General features: G+C 58.4%; 14 protein-coding genes. 5 read left to right on the top strand and 9 right to left on the bottom strand.

Going from position 1 to position 14,828, the window contains the following annotated elements:
- Window positions 1–3: 3 nt before the first annotated feature.
- On the top strand, window positions 4–1,638 hold the full coding sequence (locus C9411_RS01305; RefSeq protein WP_060439841.1) for an ABC transporter substrate-binding protein: 1,635 nt from the start codon (window positions 4–6) through the stop codon (window positions 1,636–1,638).
- A gap of 157 nt (window positions 1,639–1,795) precedes the next feature.
- Here the strand turns inward: C9411_RS01305 and C9411_RS01300 are convergent, their stop codons facing one another.
- The 3 genes from C9411_RS01300 to C9411_RS01290 all read right to left on the bottom strand — a co-directional run bounded on the left by C9411_RS01300 (window position 1,796) and on the right by C9411_RS01290 (window position 3,986).
- Window positions 1,796–2,044 carry a hypothetical protein gene (locus tag C9411_RS01300; RefSeq protein ID WP_004930507.1) on the bottom strand — a complete coding sequence of 83 codons (249 nt, stop codon included), beginning with the start codon at window positions 2,042–2,044 and terminating at the stop codon, window positions 1,796–1,798.
- A 194-nt stretch (window positions 2,045–2,238) separates the two neighbouring features.
- Window positions 2,239–3,330 carry a hypothetical protein gene (locus C9411_RS01295; protein ID WP_107226285.1) on the bottom strand — a complete coding sequence of 364 codons (1,092 nt, stop codon included), beginning with the start codon at window positions 3,328–3,330 and terminating at the stop codon, window positions 2,239–2,241.
- On the bottom strand, window positions 3,282–3,986 hold the full coding sequence (locus C9411_RS01290) for a hypothetical protein (protein WP_107226284.1): 705 nt from the start codon (window positions 3,984–3,986) through the stop codon (window positions 3,282–3,284). Before C9411_RS01290 ends, C9411_RS01295 begins: the two co-directional genes overlap by 49 nt.
- Window positions 3,987–4,141: 155 nt before the next feature.
- Here C9411_RS01290 and zntB point away from each other — a divergent pair, with 155 nt between their 5' ends.
- Window positions 4,142–5,125 carry a zinc transporter ZntB gene (gene zntB, locus C9411_RS01285; RefSeq protein WP_107226283.1) on the top strand — a complete coding sequence of 328 codons (984 nt, stop codon included), beginning with the start codon at window positions 4,142–4,144 and terminating at the stop codon, window positions 5,123–5,125.
- 218 nt (window positions 5,126–5,343) lie between these two features.
- Here zntB and C9411_RS01280 read toward each other — a convergent pair whose 3' ends face one another.
- The 3 genes from C9411_RS01280 to nifJ all read right to left on the bottom strand — a co-directional run bounded on the left by C9411_RS01280 (window position 5,344) and on the right by nifJ (window position 10,590).
- Window positions 5,344–5,742 (bottom strand): VOC family protein, encoded by a 399-nt coding sequence (locus tag C9411_RS01280; RefSeq protein ID WP_004930496.1) that lies wholly within the window; start codon window positions 5,740–5,742, stop codon window positions 5,344–5,346.
- Window positions 5,743–5,888: 146 nt separating this feature from the next.
- On the bottom strand, window positions 5,889–6,827 hold the full coding sequence (gene ttcA / locus C9411_RS01275) for a tRNA 2-thiocytidine(32) synthetase TtcA (protein ID WP_107226282.1): 939 nt from the start codon (window positions 6,825–6,827) through the stop codon (window positions 5,889–5,891).
- A 229-nt stretch (window positions 6,828–7,056) separates the two neighbouring features.
- The gene (gene nifJ, locus C9411_RS01270) at window positions 7,057–10,590 is read right to left on the bottom strand and encodes a pyruvate:ferredoxin (flavodoxin) oxidoreductase (protein WP_107226580.1); all 3,534 of its coding nucleotides are present in this window, start codon (window positions 10,588–10,590) and stop codon (window positions 7,057–7,059) included.
- 238 nt (window positions 10,591–10,828) lie between these two features.
- Here nifJ and ssmE point away from each other — a divergent pair, with 238 nt between their 5' ends.
- Both ssmE and C9411_RS01260 read left to right on the top strand, forming a co-directional pair.
- A complete protein-coding gene (gene ssmE / locus C9411_RS01265; protein ID WP_025302985.1) occupies window positions 10,829–11,161 on the top strand; it encodes a multidrug efflux SMR transporter SsmE in 333 nt (110 codons plus the stop codon).
- A gap of 499 nt (window positions 11,162–11,660) precedes the next feature.
- On the top strand, window positions 11,661–11,915 hold the full coding sequence (locus C9411_RS01260; RefSeq protein ID WP_015377999.1) for a DUF333 domain-containing protein: 255 nt from the start codon (window positions 11,661–11,663) through the stop codon (window positions 11,913–11,915).
- Between the two features lie 29 nt (window positions 11,916–11,944).
- Here the strand turns inward: C9411_RS01260 and hslJ are convergent, their stop codons facing one another.
- The 3 genes from hslJ to C9411_RS01245 all read right to left on the bottom strand — a co-directional run bounded on the left by hslJ (window position 11,945) and on the right by C9411_RS01245 (window position 13,849).
- Window positions 11,945–12,373 (bottom strand): heat shock protein HslJ, encoded by a 429-nt coding sequence (gene hslJ, locus C9411_RS01255; RefSeq protein WP_107226281.1) that lies wholly within the window; start codon window positions 12,371–12,373, stop codon window positions 11,945–11,947.
- A gap of 50 nt (window positions 12,374–12,423) precedes the next feature.
- Window positions 12,424–13,416 (bottom strand): 2-hydroxyacid dehydrogenase, encoded by a 993-nt coding sequence (locus tag C9411_RS01250; RefSeq protein ID WP_063990001.1) that lies wholly within the window; start codon window positions 13,414–13,416, stop codon window positions 12,424–12,426.
- Between the two features lie 142 nt (window positions 13,417–13,558).
- Window positions 13,559–13,849, bottom strand: a complete 291-nt coding sequence (locus tag C9411_RS01245) for a putative quinol monooxygenase (protein ID WP_063990000.1) — start codon at window positions 13,847–13,849, stop codon at window positions 13,559–13,561.
- Window positions 13,850–13,989: 140 nt separating this feature from the next.
- Here C9411_RS01245 and C9411_RS01240 point away from each other — a divergent pair, with 140 nt between their 5' ends.
- Window positions 13,990–14,814 carry a LysR family transcriptional regulator gene (locus C9411_RS01240; protein WP_107226280.1) on the top strand — a complete coding sequence of 275 codons (825 nt, stop codon included), beginning with the start codon at window positions 13,990–13,992 and terminating at the stop codon, window positions 14,812–14,814.
- Window positions 14,815–14,828 lie beyond the last annotated feature (14 nt).

Raw genomic sequence — 14,828 nt, 5'->3', positions numbered from 1 at the left:
ATAATGACGGGAAGAAAAATGCAACGGGGTTTTCGTTTGGCGCTTTGCGCGGCGGCGATCGGCGCCTGTATGAGCAGCGCCATGGCGGCGCAGGTTCCCCCGGGCACCGCGCTGGCGGCCAAACAGGAAATCGTGCGCCACATTAAAGACGAACCGGCCTCGCTCGATCCGATCAAAGCGGTTGGCCTGCCGGAGGCCCAGCTGGCGCGCGATCTGTTCGAAGGGCTGGTCAATCAGGACGCCAACGGGAAAGTGATCCCCGGCGTCGCCACACGCTGGCAGACCAGCGACAACCAGACTTACATTTTCCATCTGCGCAAAGACGCGCGATGGTCAAACGGTGACCCTGTCACGGCGAAGGATTTCGTCTACAGCTGGCAGCGGCTGGTAGAGCCGAAAAATCTGTCGCCGTTCGCCTGGTTCGCACAGCTGGCGGGGATCCAGAACGCCGAACAGATCATCAGCGGCAAATTGCCGGCCGATCGCCTGGGCGTGTCGGCGCCGGACGACTACACGCTTAAAGTGCAGTTGGACAAACCGGTGCCTTACTTCGTCAGCCTGACGGCCAACTTCAGTCTGTTCCCGGTGAATAAGGCGGTGGTGGAAAAATACGGCAACGACTGGACCAAGGTCGGCAATCTGGTGGGCAACGGCGCGTTCAAACTGCAGGAGCGGGTGGTGAACGAGAAGCTGGTGCTGACGCCTAACGATCATTACTGGGATCATGCGCATACCGTGCTGACCAAAGTGACCTTCGTGCCGATCAACCAGGAATCCAACGCCACCAAGCGTTACCTGGCGGGTGACATCGACATCACCGAATCCTTCCCGAAAAACATGTATCAGAAGCTGCTGAAAGACATTCCGGGGCAGGTGTACACGCCGGACCAGCTCGGCACCTATTACTACGCGTTCAACACCCAGCGCGCGCCGACCAACGACGTGCGGGTGCGCCAGGCCTTGTCCTACGCCATCGATCGCAAGATTATCGCGGAAAAAGTGTTGGGCACCGGCGAAAAACCGGCCTATCACTTCACGCCCGACGTGACCGCCGGGTTCAAACCGGAGGCGAGTTTGCTGCAACAGCAATCGCAGGCGGAACTGGACGCGCAGGCCAAGGCGTTACTGCAGGCGGCCGGCTACGGCCCGAACAACCCGCTGAAGCTGACGCTGCTGTATAACACCTCGGAAAGCCACCAGAAGATCGCCATCGCCGTGGCCTCGATGTGGAAGAAGAAGCTCGGCATTGACGTCAAGCTGCAAAACCAGGAGTGGAAAACCTATATCGATAGCCGCAACACCGGCAATTTCGACGTGATCCGCGCCTCCTGGGTGGGTGACTATAACGAAGCGTCGACCTTCCTGTCGCTGCTGACCTCCACCCACAGCGGCAACATCGCCAAGTTCAAGAATGCGGACTACGACAAGCTGCTGGCGCAGGCGGGGCGGGAAACCAATCCCGCGGCGGTGACCGCCGATTACAACAAGATGGAGCAGATCATTGCCGATCAGGCGCCGATCGCGCCGATTTACCAGTACACCAACGGCCGCCTGATCAAACCGTGGGTAAAAGGCTACCCGATCACCAATCCGGAAGACGTGGCCTATAGCCAAACGATGTATATTATCAAACACTGATTGGGCTTATTTTCCGCCCCCGCGTAATGCGGGGGCTTTATTTTTTCGACGGTGCAACGAAGAGGGTAATTAATTTCTCCACGCGATAAACCCCGTTTAATAATAAACAGGGTTGCCATCATCACATTATTTTCGCTATTTCAGAGAGTGGTTACGCTTATAGACAGTCCCGCATGGCATCCACTACCACCCGGCCGCTCATGTCGGTTTGGGTGATGCGATAGCTGGTGGGATAAGAGCGGCGAGTGCTGAAACGATCGTGGACGGAGACCTTGCCAATCTGCAGGCCGGCGGCGTTTTTCACCACAAACTCACTGATCTCTTCCTGGCCCTGGTTTTGCAAATGGATATTGCTGATTTTTTCCAGCGTGTCACTGGCGTTTATTTTTAAATGGTCGCGTAACATAACTACCTCCTCGTAGTGAGAAAAGTATATGCCCCTAAAATTTGCGCTGAAACAGCTTTGTGTTGATTTATTATTATCATTTTGAATTAAAATTGATAGCAATATGTTAAGTCATAATAATAACGGCATTGCCAGCGCTTTATCGGCGATATTGTCTGATTTATCGGCAAGGGTTTATTTCATTGCCGTTATTATTAGTCTGCATTAATGGGGAAAAGTGCCCGCCTGGCCGCCGGGGCGGGAAATACGCAGGCGACGTTGTGCCCGCAGCCGGGAACGATCGTTAACCGATGCGGCTTCTCCGGCGCCAGATAACGCCGATCGTAGTCGGCGTAGGCCAGGGCGCGTTGTAAACGGTAGGGGCCCTGCAGCTGGGCGGCGCAGGATTTGTCGAGTACTCGATAGTAGGCGCCCGGCGCGGTACCGGTATCCTCGGCGGCGGCCAGATAGGTGATATCGGCCGCCACATAGCGCAGGCGGGCCGCGTTTGCGGTGCGCTGCAGGTGAGCGGGAAGCGCTTCCAGCCCGTATTTCCATCGGTTGGCCTGTGGGCACTGGCCGGCGTTCACCGTTTGCCAGCGGAATCGACACGTTTTTTCACTGCTGCAGCGCTCCCCGTTGGTTGGCTGGGGGCGCAGATTATCAAAGTAGAGCCAGCTGCCGGGGTCGGCTACCACATAGCGCAGACGCACTCCGCCTGGCGGATGGGCAAAGCCGACATAATGCTGCACGAACTGGGCGCCGGCGGAAAAACCGGCCACGGTTATCGACTGCAGCGACGGCCAGCGCCGTTTCAGGTCGGCCAGCAGGCTATCCATGGCGTTGAACGAGCCGGTTTTGCCGTCATTATCCAAACCGCCTGCGATCCAGGAGCCGCAGCGCCACAGAGCGTCGCCGTCTTGCGGCTGGGGCAGACCGGCGGAATGGCAGTGGGCGGCGAGTTTTTCCGGCACCGGGAACAGCGGGGCGACCAGCAAGCCGTTGTCTCCCGCTCCCTGCGCGGCGTCGATCGCCGCTTGCAACGACTTGGCGGCGTCGCGTGGATGCCCGTGCATCACCACCAGTGCGGTGCGTGGCTGGGGGGATTGAGCGTGAGCGACAAAATAAGGCAGTGAACCCGCCGCCGTCGGCGCGTGATAGGGCGTGGCGAGACGCTCCAACAGCGGCTCTGCACGAACCGATTGGCTCAACAACAACAGAGCGGCCATTGCGATGCAGCGCAGGCGGCGCATCCTCGTCAGGTCCGGCGCAGCGCAGTGCGCATTTGTTTCAGAACCTCCCGGCATCGTTGTTCCTCACGCGCTCGTTGATAGTAGCGATAAAAGGCGCGTTCCGAGCTGAGGTTACCCGCGCGTGCCAACTGCCTGAAGGTCAGATATGTCAGGCTGAGCATAATGATAATAAATAATAAGCCAGGGAACAGCAGCTGCCAGCCGTTGGTTATGCGTGCATTAGGCAGATAGCTGAGTGAATAGGGCGTAATCAATACCCCTAACTGCTGGAGTCCCCATTGAGTCAAAGCGGGGAACAGTACCAGCAGCGTAACGAACACCAAATACAGCAAAAAGTAGCGGCAGGAAAGCAGGAAACGTTTGAAAGCGTTATTGGCGCTTGGCCGCAAAACGAAGCCTGCGGACGTGGCGCGCAAGATTTGCTGGCGGCCACCGGTGAAACGATAGCGTTCCAGCGCCGCTACGCTGTCCGGCAATGCCAGCAGCAGCTGCAGCGCAACAAGGCCGGCGCTGCTGTTGCCGATATAGTCGCGAAAGCGCAACAGGCGTATGGGAGCGCTTTGGGGCTTCTCGACGGATTCGAGCAGGTTTAGCAGCTTATCGTGGTTTTCCCGCCGAATGCGAAAAGGGGTTTTGACGACGGCGATAAACAGCGTAATGACGGTCGGTAAGACGATTTTCAAGATATCTGCGGCGCTGATTTGTAACATGCGAGTCTCCTCTCGGGCTGTCTTGCGTTCCTTGCGGCAGAAGTATAGACCACGCTTATAGGACAATGTGAAAACTGGCGTTACAGCTTGGCCTTTGATCTCCAAGGCGTTAACGCTAGACTCAGCAACATAAGCAAGACTGAGGGGATAAATGAATGGATGTGATTGAGGGGAGCGAGCTGCAGATCGCCGATGCGGTTTACGCTTATCAGCTGGACGGTAAGGGGGGCGTAACGCCGATCGAGCAGGATGACAAGATCACCTGCGACGCGCCGTGCTGGCTGCATCTTGATTACGCGCACCCGGCCAGCGCTGAATGGCTGAGTACCACGCCGCTGCTGCCGGACTCGGTGCGCGAAGCGCTCTCCGGCGAAAGCTCACGGCCGCGCGTCAGCCGCCAGGGCGAAGGTACGATGATCACCCTGCGCAGCATCAACTTCAACGCCAACTCACGGCCGGACCAGCTGGTCACCATCCGCGTATACATCACCGATAAACTGATTATTTCCACGCGGCACCGCAAGGTGTATTCCATCGATCAGGTGGTGAACGATCTGCAAAGTGGCGCCGGGCCGACCAACAGCGGCAGCTGGTTGGTGGAGATTTCCGATGCGTTGACCGATCACACCAGCGAATTTATCGAGGATCTGCACGACAAGATTATCGATCTGGAGGACGCCTTGCTGGAGCAGCAGGTGCCGGAGCGCGGCCAGCTGGCGTTGATCCGTAAACAGCTGATCGTGTTGCGCCGTTACATGGCGCCGCAGCGTGACGTCTTCGCACGGTTGGCCAGCGACCGCCTGCCGTGGATGAGCGATGACGATCGCCGCCGCATGCAGGACATCGCCGACCGTCTGGGGCGGGGATTAGACGATCTGGACGGCAGCATCGCGCGCACCGCCATCTTGTCCGACGAAATCACCACGGTGATGGCCGACGCGATGAACCGCCGCACTTACACCATGTCATTGTTGGCGATGGTATTTCTGCCGACCACCTTTCTGACCGGGTTGTTCGGGGTCAACCTTGGTGGTATTCCGGGCGGCGGTAATCCCCTCGGATTTGCGGCATTTTGCCTGATGCTGGTCGGGTTGGTGCTTGGCGTCGCCTGGTGGTTGAAGCGCAGCCGCTGGCTGTAGGCAAAAATGACGAAAACCCGGTTAACATTGAGCAATATCAACATTTAGCTGGGGGAAATGGGGCATGATCTCTCTCGCAGGTGAATGCAACGTCAAGCGATGGGCGTTGCGCTCCATAATTGTCTTACTTTCTTATTTTTGAATTACTGCATAGCACATTTGATTCGTACAATGCCGGTTTAATCACCGGCATTTTTTTATTCGGCTTCCACACTTCTTCAGGCCGCGCTTTCATCCCAGAAGCTGGCTTCAATCTTGTGCCCATCCAAATCCCGAACAAAGCAGCCGTAGTAAGCCTCACCGTAGTGCGGCCGCGAACCGGGCGCGCCTTCATCGACGGCGCCGGCCAGCAGCGCCTGACGATGGAATTCATCCACCTGTTGCTTGCTGGTGGCGAAAAAACCGACGTGCGTACCGTTGCCGGGCGAGGCCGGGCGGCCGTCGATCGGCACCTGCAGCCAAAACTCCGGGTAATCGCGGCCGTAACCGATGGCGCCAGGATGTTCCAACACGCGTCGGCAACCCAAGGCGGCCAGCGCACGATCGTAAAAGGCCGCGGCGGCCTCGAAATCGTTGGAGCCTAGCGAGACGTGGGACAGGCAGGGGGTAATATTCATTGCGCGCTCTCCAAGTGACTGTATAAATAAACAGTATAGGGTAAAAACGGCACCGCCCAGTAAATTTTGCGCAAACTGTGAACAGGATCGAGATCGTCGAGAGAGGGAAATGTCGCCGCTCGCAGGATGGCTAGCGGCGAGGGGGCTTATTTGATTTCCAGCACGTTCAACCGCTCCGGCGCAGGCAGCGCGTCGTCCGAGTCTTCCGGCTGCCAGCCGACCGGCTGCATCGGGATGTCTTCACGATCGAAGGCCAAATCGCCGCCGTCCACCACGGCGCTACCGTGGTGAATGCCTTTGAAATCGAACAGGTTGATATCGCTCAGGTGCGAAGGCACCACGTTTTGCATGGCGCTGAACATGGTTTCCAACCGGCCTGGGTAACGCTTGTCCCAGTCGCGCAGCATGTCGCCGATCACCTGGCGCTGCAGATTAGGCTGCGAGCCGCACAGGTTGCACGGAATGATCGGGAAGGCTTTGGCGATCGAGAAACGCTCGATGTCTTTCTCGCGGCAATAGGCCAGCGGACGAATGACTACGTGCTTGCCGTCGTCGCTCATCAGCTTGGGTGGCATGCCTTTCATCTTGCCGCCGTAGAACATGTTGAGGAACAGCGTCTGCAAAATGTCGTCGCGGTGGTGGCCCAGCGCGATCTTGGTGGCGCCCAGTTCGGTGGCGGTGCGGTACAGAATGCCGCGGCGCAGGCGCGAGCACAGTGAACAGGTGGTTTTGCCTTCCGGGATCTTGTCTTTGACGATGCTGTAGGTGTTCTCTTCGACGATCTTGTACTCTACCCCCAGGCTTTCCAGGTAGGCGGGCAGAATATGCTCCGGGAAGCCGGGCTGTTTCTGATCGAGATTGACCGCGATCAGCGAGAAGTTGATCGGCGCACTCTGCTGCAGGTTGCGCAGGATCTCCAGCATCGTGTAGCTGTCTTTACCGCCGGACAGGCAGACCATGATGCGGTCGCCTTCTTCAATCATATTGAAATCGGCGATCGCTTCACCTACGTTGCGGCGCAGGCGCTTTTGCAATTTGTTCAGGTTGTACTGCTCTTTTTGGCTAACGGATTGCTTTTCTGACATTTAAATCGTGCTCATTCTCAATGGGGGGCACTAGGGGCATGGCGTTGTAGACCGCGAGTTTACCATTCAACCGGCCGATTTTGATCATTATTCATCATCCTGCCGCCACGCGCCCGACGCGAGGCCTGTATGGTACGGATTGCGCGCAGGAATGCCAGCAGGTTTTATTGCTGCGGCTTACGCCGGCGGTAAAAGAACAGGGCGCGAATCGCTCGCGCCCTGAAGGGGATTACTCAGTGGCGGATTTTTCCGCCTTGCCGGCCAGCAGGCTGAGGAAGTCGTATTTCTCCTTCAGCTCTTTCTCGGCGGCCTGATACAGCGCGCTGGCCACTTCCGGCTGCTGCGAGTTCAGGCGGCGGAAACGCTGTTCTTTCAGCAGCGTTTCCGTCAGGCTGCTGTTCGGCGGCCGTGAGTCCAGCGCCAATGCGGCCTTGCCCTCGGCGCTGCGGCGCGGATCGAAGCGGTACAGCGGCCAGAAGCCGGTGGCGGTCAGCTGTTTCATCTGATCGTGACTGAGCGCCAGATCGTAGCCGTGCTCTTCGCACGGGCTGTAGGCGATGATCAGCGACGGGCCCGGATAGGCTTCGGCCTCCTGAATCGCTTTCACCGTTTGGTTAAGCTGCGCCCCCAGCGAGATCTGCGCGACGTAGACATGGCCGTACATCATCATGCTGACGCCCAAATCCTTGCGTGCCTTGCGCTTGCCGTGTTCACCGAACTTGGTCACCGCGCCGAGCGGCGTGGCCTTCGACTGCTGGCCGCCGGTGTTGGAGTAGCACTGGGTGTCGAGCACCAGCACGTTGACGTTCTCCGTCAGGCTGAGCACGTGATCCAAACCGCCGAAGCCGATGTCGTAGGCCCAGCCGTCCCCGCCGATCAGCCAGATGGATTTATCCACCAGGTAGTCGGCGTCGGCCGCCAGCTGGCGTGCGTCTTCGCCTTCGAGACTTGCCAGCAGCGCGCGTAGTTCGGCGATCTGCTTACGGCGCGGCTCCGGCGCCACATCTTCCATCTGCAGGGCATTGACCAACTGCTCCGGCAGCTGCGGTGCCAGCGAATTCAGCAGGCGCAGCACCCGCGCGCGATGTTGATCGACCGTCAGGCGGAAGCCCAGGCCAAATTCGGCGTTGTCTTCGAACAGCGAGTTGGCCCACGCCGGGCCGCGCCCTTCGGCGTTGGTGGTGTACGGCGTGGTCGGCAGATTGCCGCCGTAGATCGACGAACAGCCGGTGGCGTTGGCGATCAGCAAGCGGTCGCCATAGAGCTGGGTCAACAGCTTGATGTACGGCGTTTCACCGCAGCCGGAGCAGGCACCGGAGTACTCGAACAGCGGCGTGATCAGCTGCGAGGTGCGAATATCGATGCGCTCCAGCTGCGTCGGATCGATTTCCGGCAGCTGCAGGAAGAAGTCGTAGTTGTCTTTCTCCGCCGTCAGATTATCGAGGCGGGAAGCCATGTTGATGGCCTTGATCTCCGGGTTCTGGCGATCTTTCGCCGGGCAGACCTCGACGCACAGGTTACAGCCGGTGCAATCTTCCGGCGCTACCTGCAGCACGTATTTCTGGCCGCGCATATCGCGCGCTTTGACATCCAGTGACTGCAGGGAGGCGGGGGCGTGCTCCATCTCCGCCGGCTGAACTACCTTGGCGCGAATGGCGGAGTGCGGGCAGGCGGCGACGCAGTGGTTGCACTGGGTGCACAGGTCGGGCTGCCAGATCGGGATCTCTTCGGCGATGTTGCGCTTTTCCCATTGGGTGGTGCCCACCGGCCAGGTGCCGTCCGGCGGGAAGGCGGAAACCGGCAACGCATCGCCCAGCCCGGCCAGCATCGCGGCGGTAACGGTTTTGACGAAGTCCGGCGCGGCGTCCGAGACCACCGGCGGGCGCATCGGGCTGCTGGCGTCGATCGGCTGCAGCGGGATCTCGGTCAGCGCGGCCCGGGTGGCGCCCAGCGCCTGCCAGTTGCGTTCGACGATCTCCTGGCCCTTGCTGCTGTAGCTGCGGGCGATGGCGTCCTGCAGCTGTTGCAGCGCCACGTCGCTCGGCAGGATCTGCGTCAGGTGGAAAAACGCCATCTGCATGACGGTGTTGATACGCGCGCCGAGCCGGCATTCGCGCGCCAGCTTGGCGGCGTTGATGATATAGAAACGCGCCTGGCGTTGGTGCAACAGCGCCTGAACCTCCTGCGGCAGGCTTGACCAGACCTCGTCGGCGCCGTAAGGGGTATTGAGCAGGAAGGTGCCGCCGGGCTTCAGGCGTTCGACCATTTGGTACTTATCGATAAACTGCAGCTGGTGGCAGCCGACGAAGTCCGCGCGGCTGACCAGGTAAGCCGAATTGATCGGCTGCTCGCTGACGCGCAGGTGCGACACCGTCAGGCCGCCGGCCTTTTTGGAGTCGTAGACGAAATAGCCCTGGGCATACAGCGGCGTGGCGTTGCCGATGATCTTGATGTTGTTCTTGGTGGCCGAGACCGAGCCGTCGCTGCCCAAACCGTAGAAAAGCGCTTCCAGCGAGGCGCGCTGCGGCAGGATTTCGTCGCTCAGCGGCAGCGAAAGCCCGGTGACATCATCGAAGATGCCGACGGTAAAGCGCGGGCGCGGCTGCGGCTGGACCAGCTCACGGAACACCGCCAGCGCGCAGTCGGGGCCGAACTCTTTCGACGACAGGCCGTAACGGCCGCCGATCACCCGCGGCAGCGTGGCGCGTTCACCCCGGCTGTAGGCTTCCGCCAGCGCGGTCATCACGTCCAGATACAACGGCTCGGCCAGCGCGCCCGGTTCTTTGGTGCGATCGAGCACCGCGACGCTGCGCACGCTGTCCGGCAGGGCGTCGAGCAGGTATTTGGCGGAGAACGGCCGGAACAGCCGGACTTTCAGCACGCCGACTTTCTCGCCGCGGGTCAGCAGGGTGTCGATCACCTCTTCGCAGGTGCCGGCGGCGGAACCCATCACCACCACCACGCGTTCGGCCTGCGGATGGCCGTAATAGTCGAACGGCCGATAGTGGCGGCCGGTAAGGGCGGCGAAGGCCGCCATGGCGTCGATCAGGTGCTGGCCGGTGGCGTCATACCACGGGTTGGTGGCTTCACGCGACTGGAAATAAGTGTCCGGGTTGGCGGAAGTGCCGCGCACCACCGGATGATCCGGCGACAGCGCCCGGCTGCGGTGAGCGTCGATCGCCGCCTGCGGCAACATTTGCCGCAGCGTATCGTCGCTGAGCGGCACGATCTTGTTGATCTCGTGCGAGGTGCGGAAGCCGTCGAAGAAATGGATAAACGGCACGCGCGCGTTGAGGGTGGCGGTCTGCGAGATCAGCGCGAAGTCCTGCGCTTCCTGCACGCTGCCGGCGCACAGCATGGCGCAGCCGGTCTGGCGTACCGCCATCACGTCAGAATGGTCGCCGAAGATAGACAGCGCGTGCGTGGCCACGGTGCGCGCGGCGACGTGCAGCACGAACGGCGTCAGCTCGCCGGCCAGTTTGTACAGCGTCGGGATCATCAGCAGCAGACCCTGCGATGACGTGAACGAGGTCGACAGCGCGCCGGTTTGCAAGGCGCCGTGCACGGTGGCGATCGCGCCACCTTCCGACTGCATTTCCACCACCCGCGGGATGTCGCCCCAGATGTTTTGCCGGCCATCGCCGGACCAGGCGTCCGCCTGCTCCGCCATGGTAGAACTTGGCGTGATAGGGTAGATGGCAATCACTTCGTTGGTGCGGTAGGCCACGGAAGCGACTGCGTTATTACCATCTGTAGTTATCATCGACATTACCTTTTCATTGCTCACAAAGCCGCGAAAGCGCACTTCCGCAGTAATGGGAAAAAGTCTAACAGAGGGTTTGAACGTGGCTTTATCGTGTTTGTGTGGCGGGTGATAAATCGCCAAGGGCGTATTTCCTCGCCGATTGGGGACCGGCGGCAATAAATTGTTTTCACCGTTTAAAGACAATTTATTTCCGGCGCGTCATAATTGCGCATCAGCAAACTGACAGAAGAAAACCATGAGCGCATTTATGTATTTGACGATGGCGATAGTCGCGGAAGTGATCGCCACCACCATGTTGAAAGCCTCCGAGGGCTTTACCCGCCTGTGGCCGTCGCTGCTGGTGGTGCTGGGCTACGGCGTGGCATTTTGGGGGCTGTCGATGGTGGTCAAGAGCATGCCGCTGGGCATCGTGTATGCGATTTGGTCGGGCATGGGGATTGTGCTGGTATCGATCGCCGCGGTATTCGTTTATCAGCAAAAATTGGATTGGCCGGCGATCGTCGGCATGGGATTAATTATTGCCGGCGTGCTGGTGATTAATTTACTGTCCAAAGCCTCGGTACACTGAGTGTTATTTTAATGTAAAAAAAGGCCGGCGTGACAGTAAGTCGCGCCGGTTGAAGAATTCAGCCATCATTCACTGAAAATAGTGGAATGCTAATTACTTAGCGCCGCCAGCATAGACGTAAATATCCTTCTCTCCGGTAGCAAAAAATGCGCCGTCTTACTCAAAGCACGCGAAGATAATGAATACCGATATCGCGAGAGAAACTTCCTCATCGGCAGCGGTGACGTTATCACTTTCTGCGTGCGGCAGGGGCCTGGCAGCGGGTGGCGCCGTCACGTTTGGCACCGCGCGCCGGTGCGGAAATATTCTGCAAACAAAATAAATGTTCGGCCGGTGCAAAAAAATGACAAATAATGGCTGGAATATATTTTCATTATTTATATATCGAGCTAGATTAAACAAGTTTGCATCAAAGATAGCGAAACGTGTCCGCCAAGTGACGCGCGTTATCAGCAATGGCGATTTTACACAGCGCAGTTCCGGGTTCAGGAGTGGGATAATGACGACATCAAAATGGCTGCTTGCCAGCGCCGTGCTGCTTTTAGCCGCGTGCAGCAGCAATAACGAAGAGCCAGTACAGCAGGGCAACAGTGCCAGAATCAATACGTTGCAGACCAGCGCCGGTTGCGCGGCGGTCGGCGGCGTCACCACCATCGCGCACAACCTGAACGGTGAAGCGCTGCGCATGTGCCAGATGCCGAACGGCAAGCAGTGCGAAGAACGCACGCTGGGCCTGGGCAGCTGCGCCGGGTAAGCCCGCGGCGCCAGGCCTGGCGTGCAGGATCAATACACCCAATCGCGCAGGGTATAGATAAGCGTGTGGCCGCTGCCGTTGAGCGTCAGTTGCTGGGCGTTTAGCGTTACTTCGGCGCCGTTTTCCAGCACGGTGCCGATCACCCGATCCCAGCGGTTGCGCTGTTCATCAGGGCACAGCCTGCGGGTCGAGGCCAGCGGTTTCACCGTCAGCACGCCGTCGCGTAATTGCCCCTGGCCGAAGAAGCGGTTGCACATCGCGCCGGAGACATGCAGGCTCTCGCCGAACTCCAGATTGAGCAGGCCGCCGCCCGCCGGTGACATCGCCGTTTCGCCATCCACGCTTTGCAACACGAAGTTGTGATGCAACAGATCGCCTGGCGTGACGGCCGTGTGTGGTTTCATGCTGCACCCCGCTAAGGCCAGCGCCGCAAGGGCGGCTACCGTGGTTTTTCTCATCGCGCGCTCTCAAATAAACAGGGCGCCGCAAGGGCGCCCCGAGGTTACGCTCAGGCGTTCAACTGGTTCGGGCAGGTTTCGCCGCGATCCAACTGGCTGATGTTCTGCAGCGTGGTTTGCGAAATACTGGTCAGCGCCTCTTCGGTCAGGAAAGCCTGATGGCCGGTAAACAGCACGTTGTGGCAGGCCGAGAGGCGGCGGAACACGTCATCCTGAATCACGTCGTTCGACTTGTCTTCGAAGAACAGATCGCGTTCATTCTCGTAAACGTCCATCCCCAGCGCGCCGATTTTCTGCTGTTTCAGCGCATCGATGGCGGCGGTGGAGTCGATCAGCGCGCCGCGGCTGGTGTTGATCACCATCACGCCGTTTTTCATCATCGCGAAGGCGTCGGCATTCAGCAGATGGTGGTTTTCCGGCGTTAGCGGGCAATGCAGGGTGATCACGTCGGACTGCGCGTACAGCGTTTTCAGATCGACATATTCCGCGCCCAGTTCCAGCGCCTGTTCGCTCGGGAACGGATCGTAGGCCAGCAGCTTCATGCCGAAGCCTTTCAGAATGCGCATCGTCGCCACGCCGATTTTACCGGTGCCGATCACGCCGGCGGTGCGGTTGTGCATGTTAAAGCCGATCAGCCCTTCCAGCGAGAAGTTGGCGTCGCGCGTGCGTTGATAGGCGCGGTGAATACGGCGGTTCAGGCACATCATCATGCCTACCGCGTGTTCTGCCACAGCTTCCGGCGAGTAGGCCGGCACGCGCACCACCTTGATGCCCAGTTCTTGGGCGGCGTCCAGATCGACGTTATTAAAACCGGCGCAGCGCAAGGCGAGAATTTCGACGCCCAGCGCCGCCAGTTCTTCGAGCACTTCACGGCTGCCGTCGTCGTTGACGAAGAGGCACACCGCCTTGCAACCGGCGGCCGTTTTGGCGGTTTTTTTACTGAGTAAAAAGTCGAAGAATTCCAGCTCATAGCCAAACTGCTGATTCACCAGTTCGAGATATTTACGGTCATACTGTTTGGTACTGTATATCGCCAATTTCATCGTGGTTTCTCCACCGTGATTTTGTGATCAATTTAACAGATTTTAGTAAATTCGACAATTGGTTAGCAGTTTGTCCAGTGCGGGGTTTGTTCGATCAGACAGCGGAATGAAACCGGCCCGCATTGGGCCGGTTCACGCGATGTTAGCGAGCGATTTCCGTGTAATGATGCTCATCGTAGTCATGGGTCAAATACCCGTTGACGGCATCGTTAAAGGCGATCCAATGCGGTGTTTTCTGGTGCGCCGCAAGCGACGCCTTATCGTCCCAGTTTTCAATCAGCGCATAGCTGTTTTCATCGTTCTGGCATTGCCAAAGCTGGTAAAAAGAGCAGCCGGTTTCTTTATTGGATTCCTGCACCATGGTGTTGAGCAGGCTGAGAAACGCGGGTCGCTTGGCCGGGTTGACCTGAAAAAAGACGTTAAGCGTGATCATGGTTTATTTCCTCGGTCGGGAATGAAACTGGATATCTCCAGGGGGCAGCATTGTGCTGACAGCGAGGATTTTACGGGCTTGATGACTGACTAAAAGTGAAATAAAGTTCGTGAGTTATTCACTTTTGGTGAAGGCTTGATATGTTTAAACGTGCCCAGTTAGCCACCTTTTGCATGGTGGTGGAGTCGGAGAGTCTGACGGCAGCGGCGGAGAGGCTGTTTTGCGTGCCCTCTAACGTGACCAAGAAATTAAAAGAGTTGGAAACGGCGTGTGGCGTTACGCTATTTGATCGTGAGCGCAATCGGTTGTCGCTTACGCCGGAAGGCCGAGCGCTTTACCATAAGGCCAAGCGCTTTTTGGCTATCGAAGAGCGGGCGCGAGCGCAGCTTGAACAGGATCCGGTGCAGGGTGAACTGAAGCTTGGCGCGCTGGATATCGCCTTGAGCCATCATCTGCCGCAAAAGTTGGCGCATTACCGTGCGCAGAACCGCCGTGTTCAGTTGAGTGTGGTGCAGGGCTATTCGCTGGATCTGGAGTTTCAATTGCAAAAAGGGACGCTGGACGTGGTGTTTTCTGATGGGCCGATAGAACATCCGCAGTTGCAGAGCCGTCGTGCTTTTCAGGAGCGTTTGGTCTTCATTGGCGGGGCGTATCAGCCAGCGTTGTTGGCAAAAAGCGATCTCTATGTTTATTCGCGGCAATGCCACTATCGCCATCTGGTGGATACCTGGTTGCAGAAGCAGCAACTCATCCCCGCCGCGCTGCTGGAGGTGGAATGCTACGACGTGATATTCGCCTGCGTCACCGCGGGGTTGGGGTATGCGTTTGTCCCTGAAAGCCTGGCGCGACAGCGAGAGGTTGCGTATATCGAGTGCGGGAATGAAATGCGCAGCGATATTTATGCTATCTGGCGTAAAGCGAGCGACAGCCACATAGTACAGGCTTTTATTGAGGCCGTGATTTGAAATTAGCGGCAAAA

This window comes from Serratia sp. Nf2, assembly GCF_003028435.1.
In the GTDB taxonomy this organism is placed as follows: Bacteria; Pseudomonadota; Gammaproteobacteria; order Enterobacterales; family Enterobacteriaceae; genus Serratia; species Serratia marcescens_L.
Note: the sequence above shows the minus strand (reverse complement) of the source record. Positions and strands in the feature narration are given on the sequence as shown.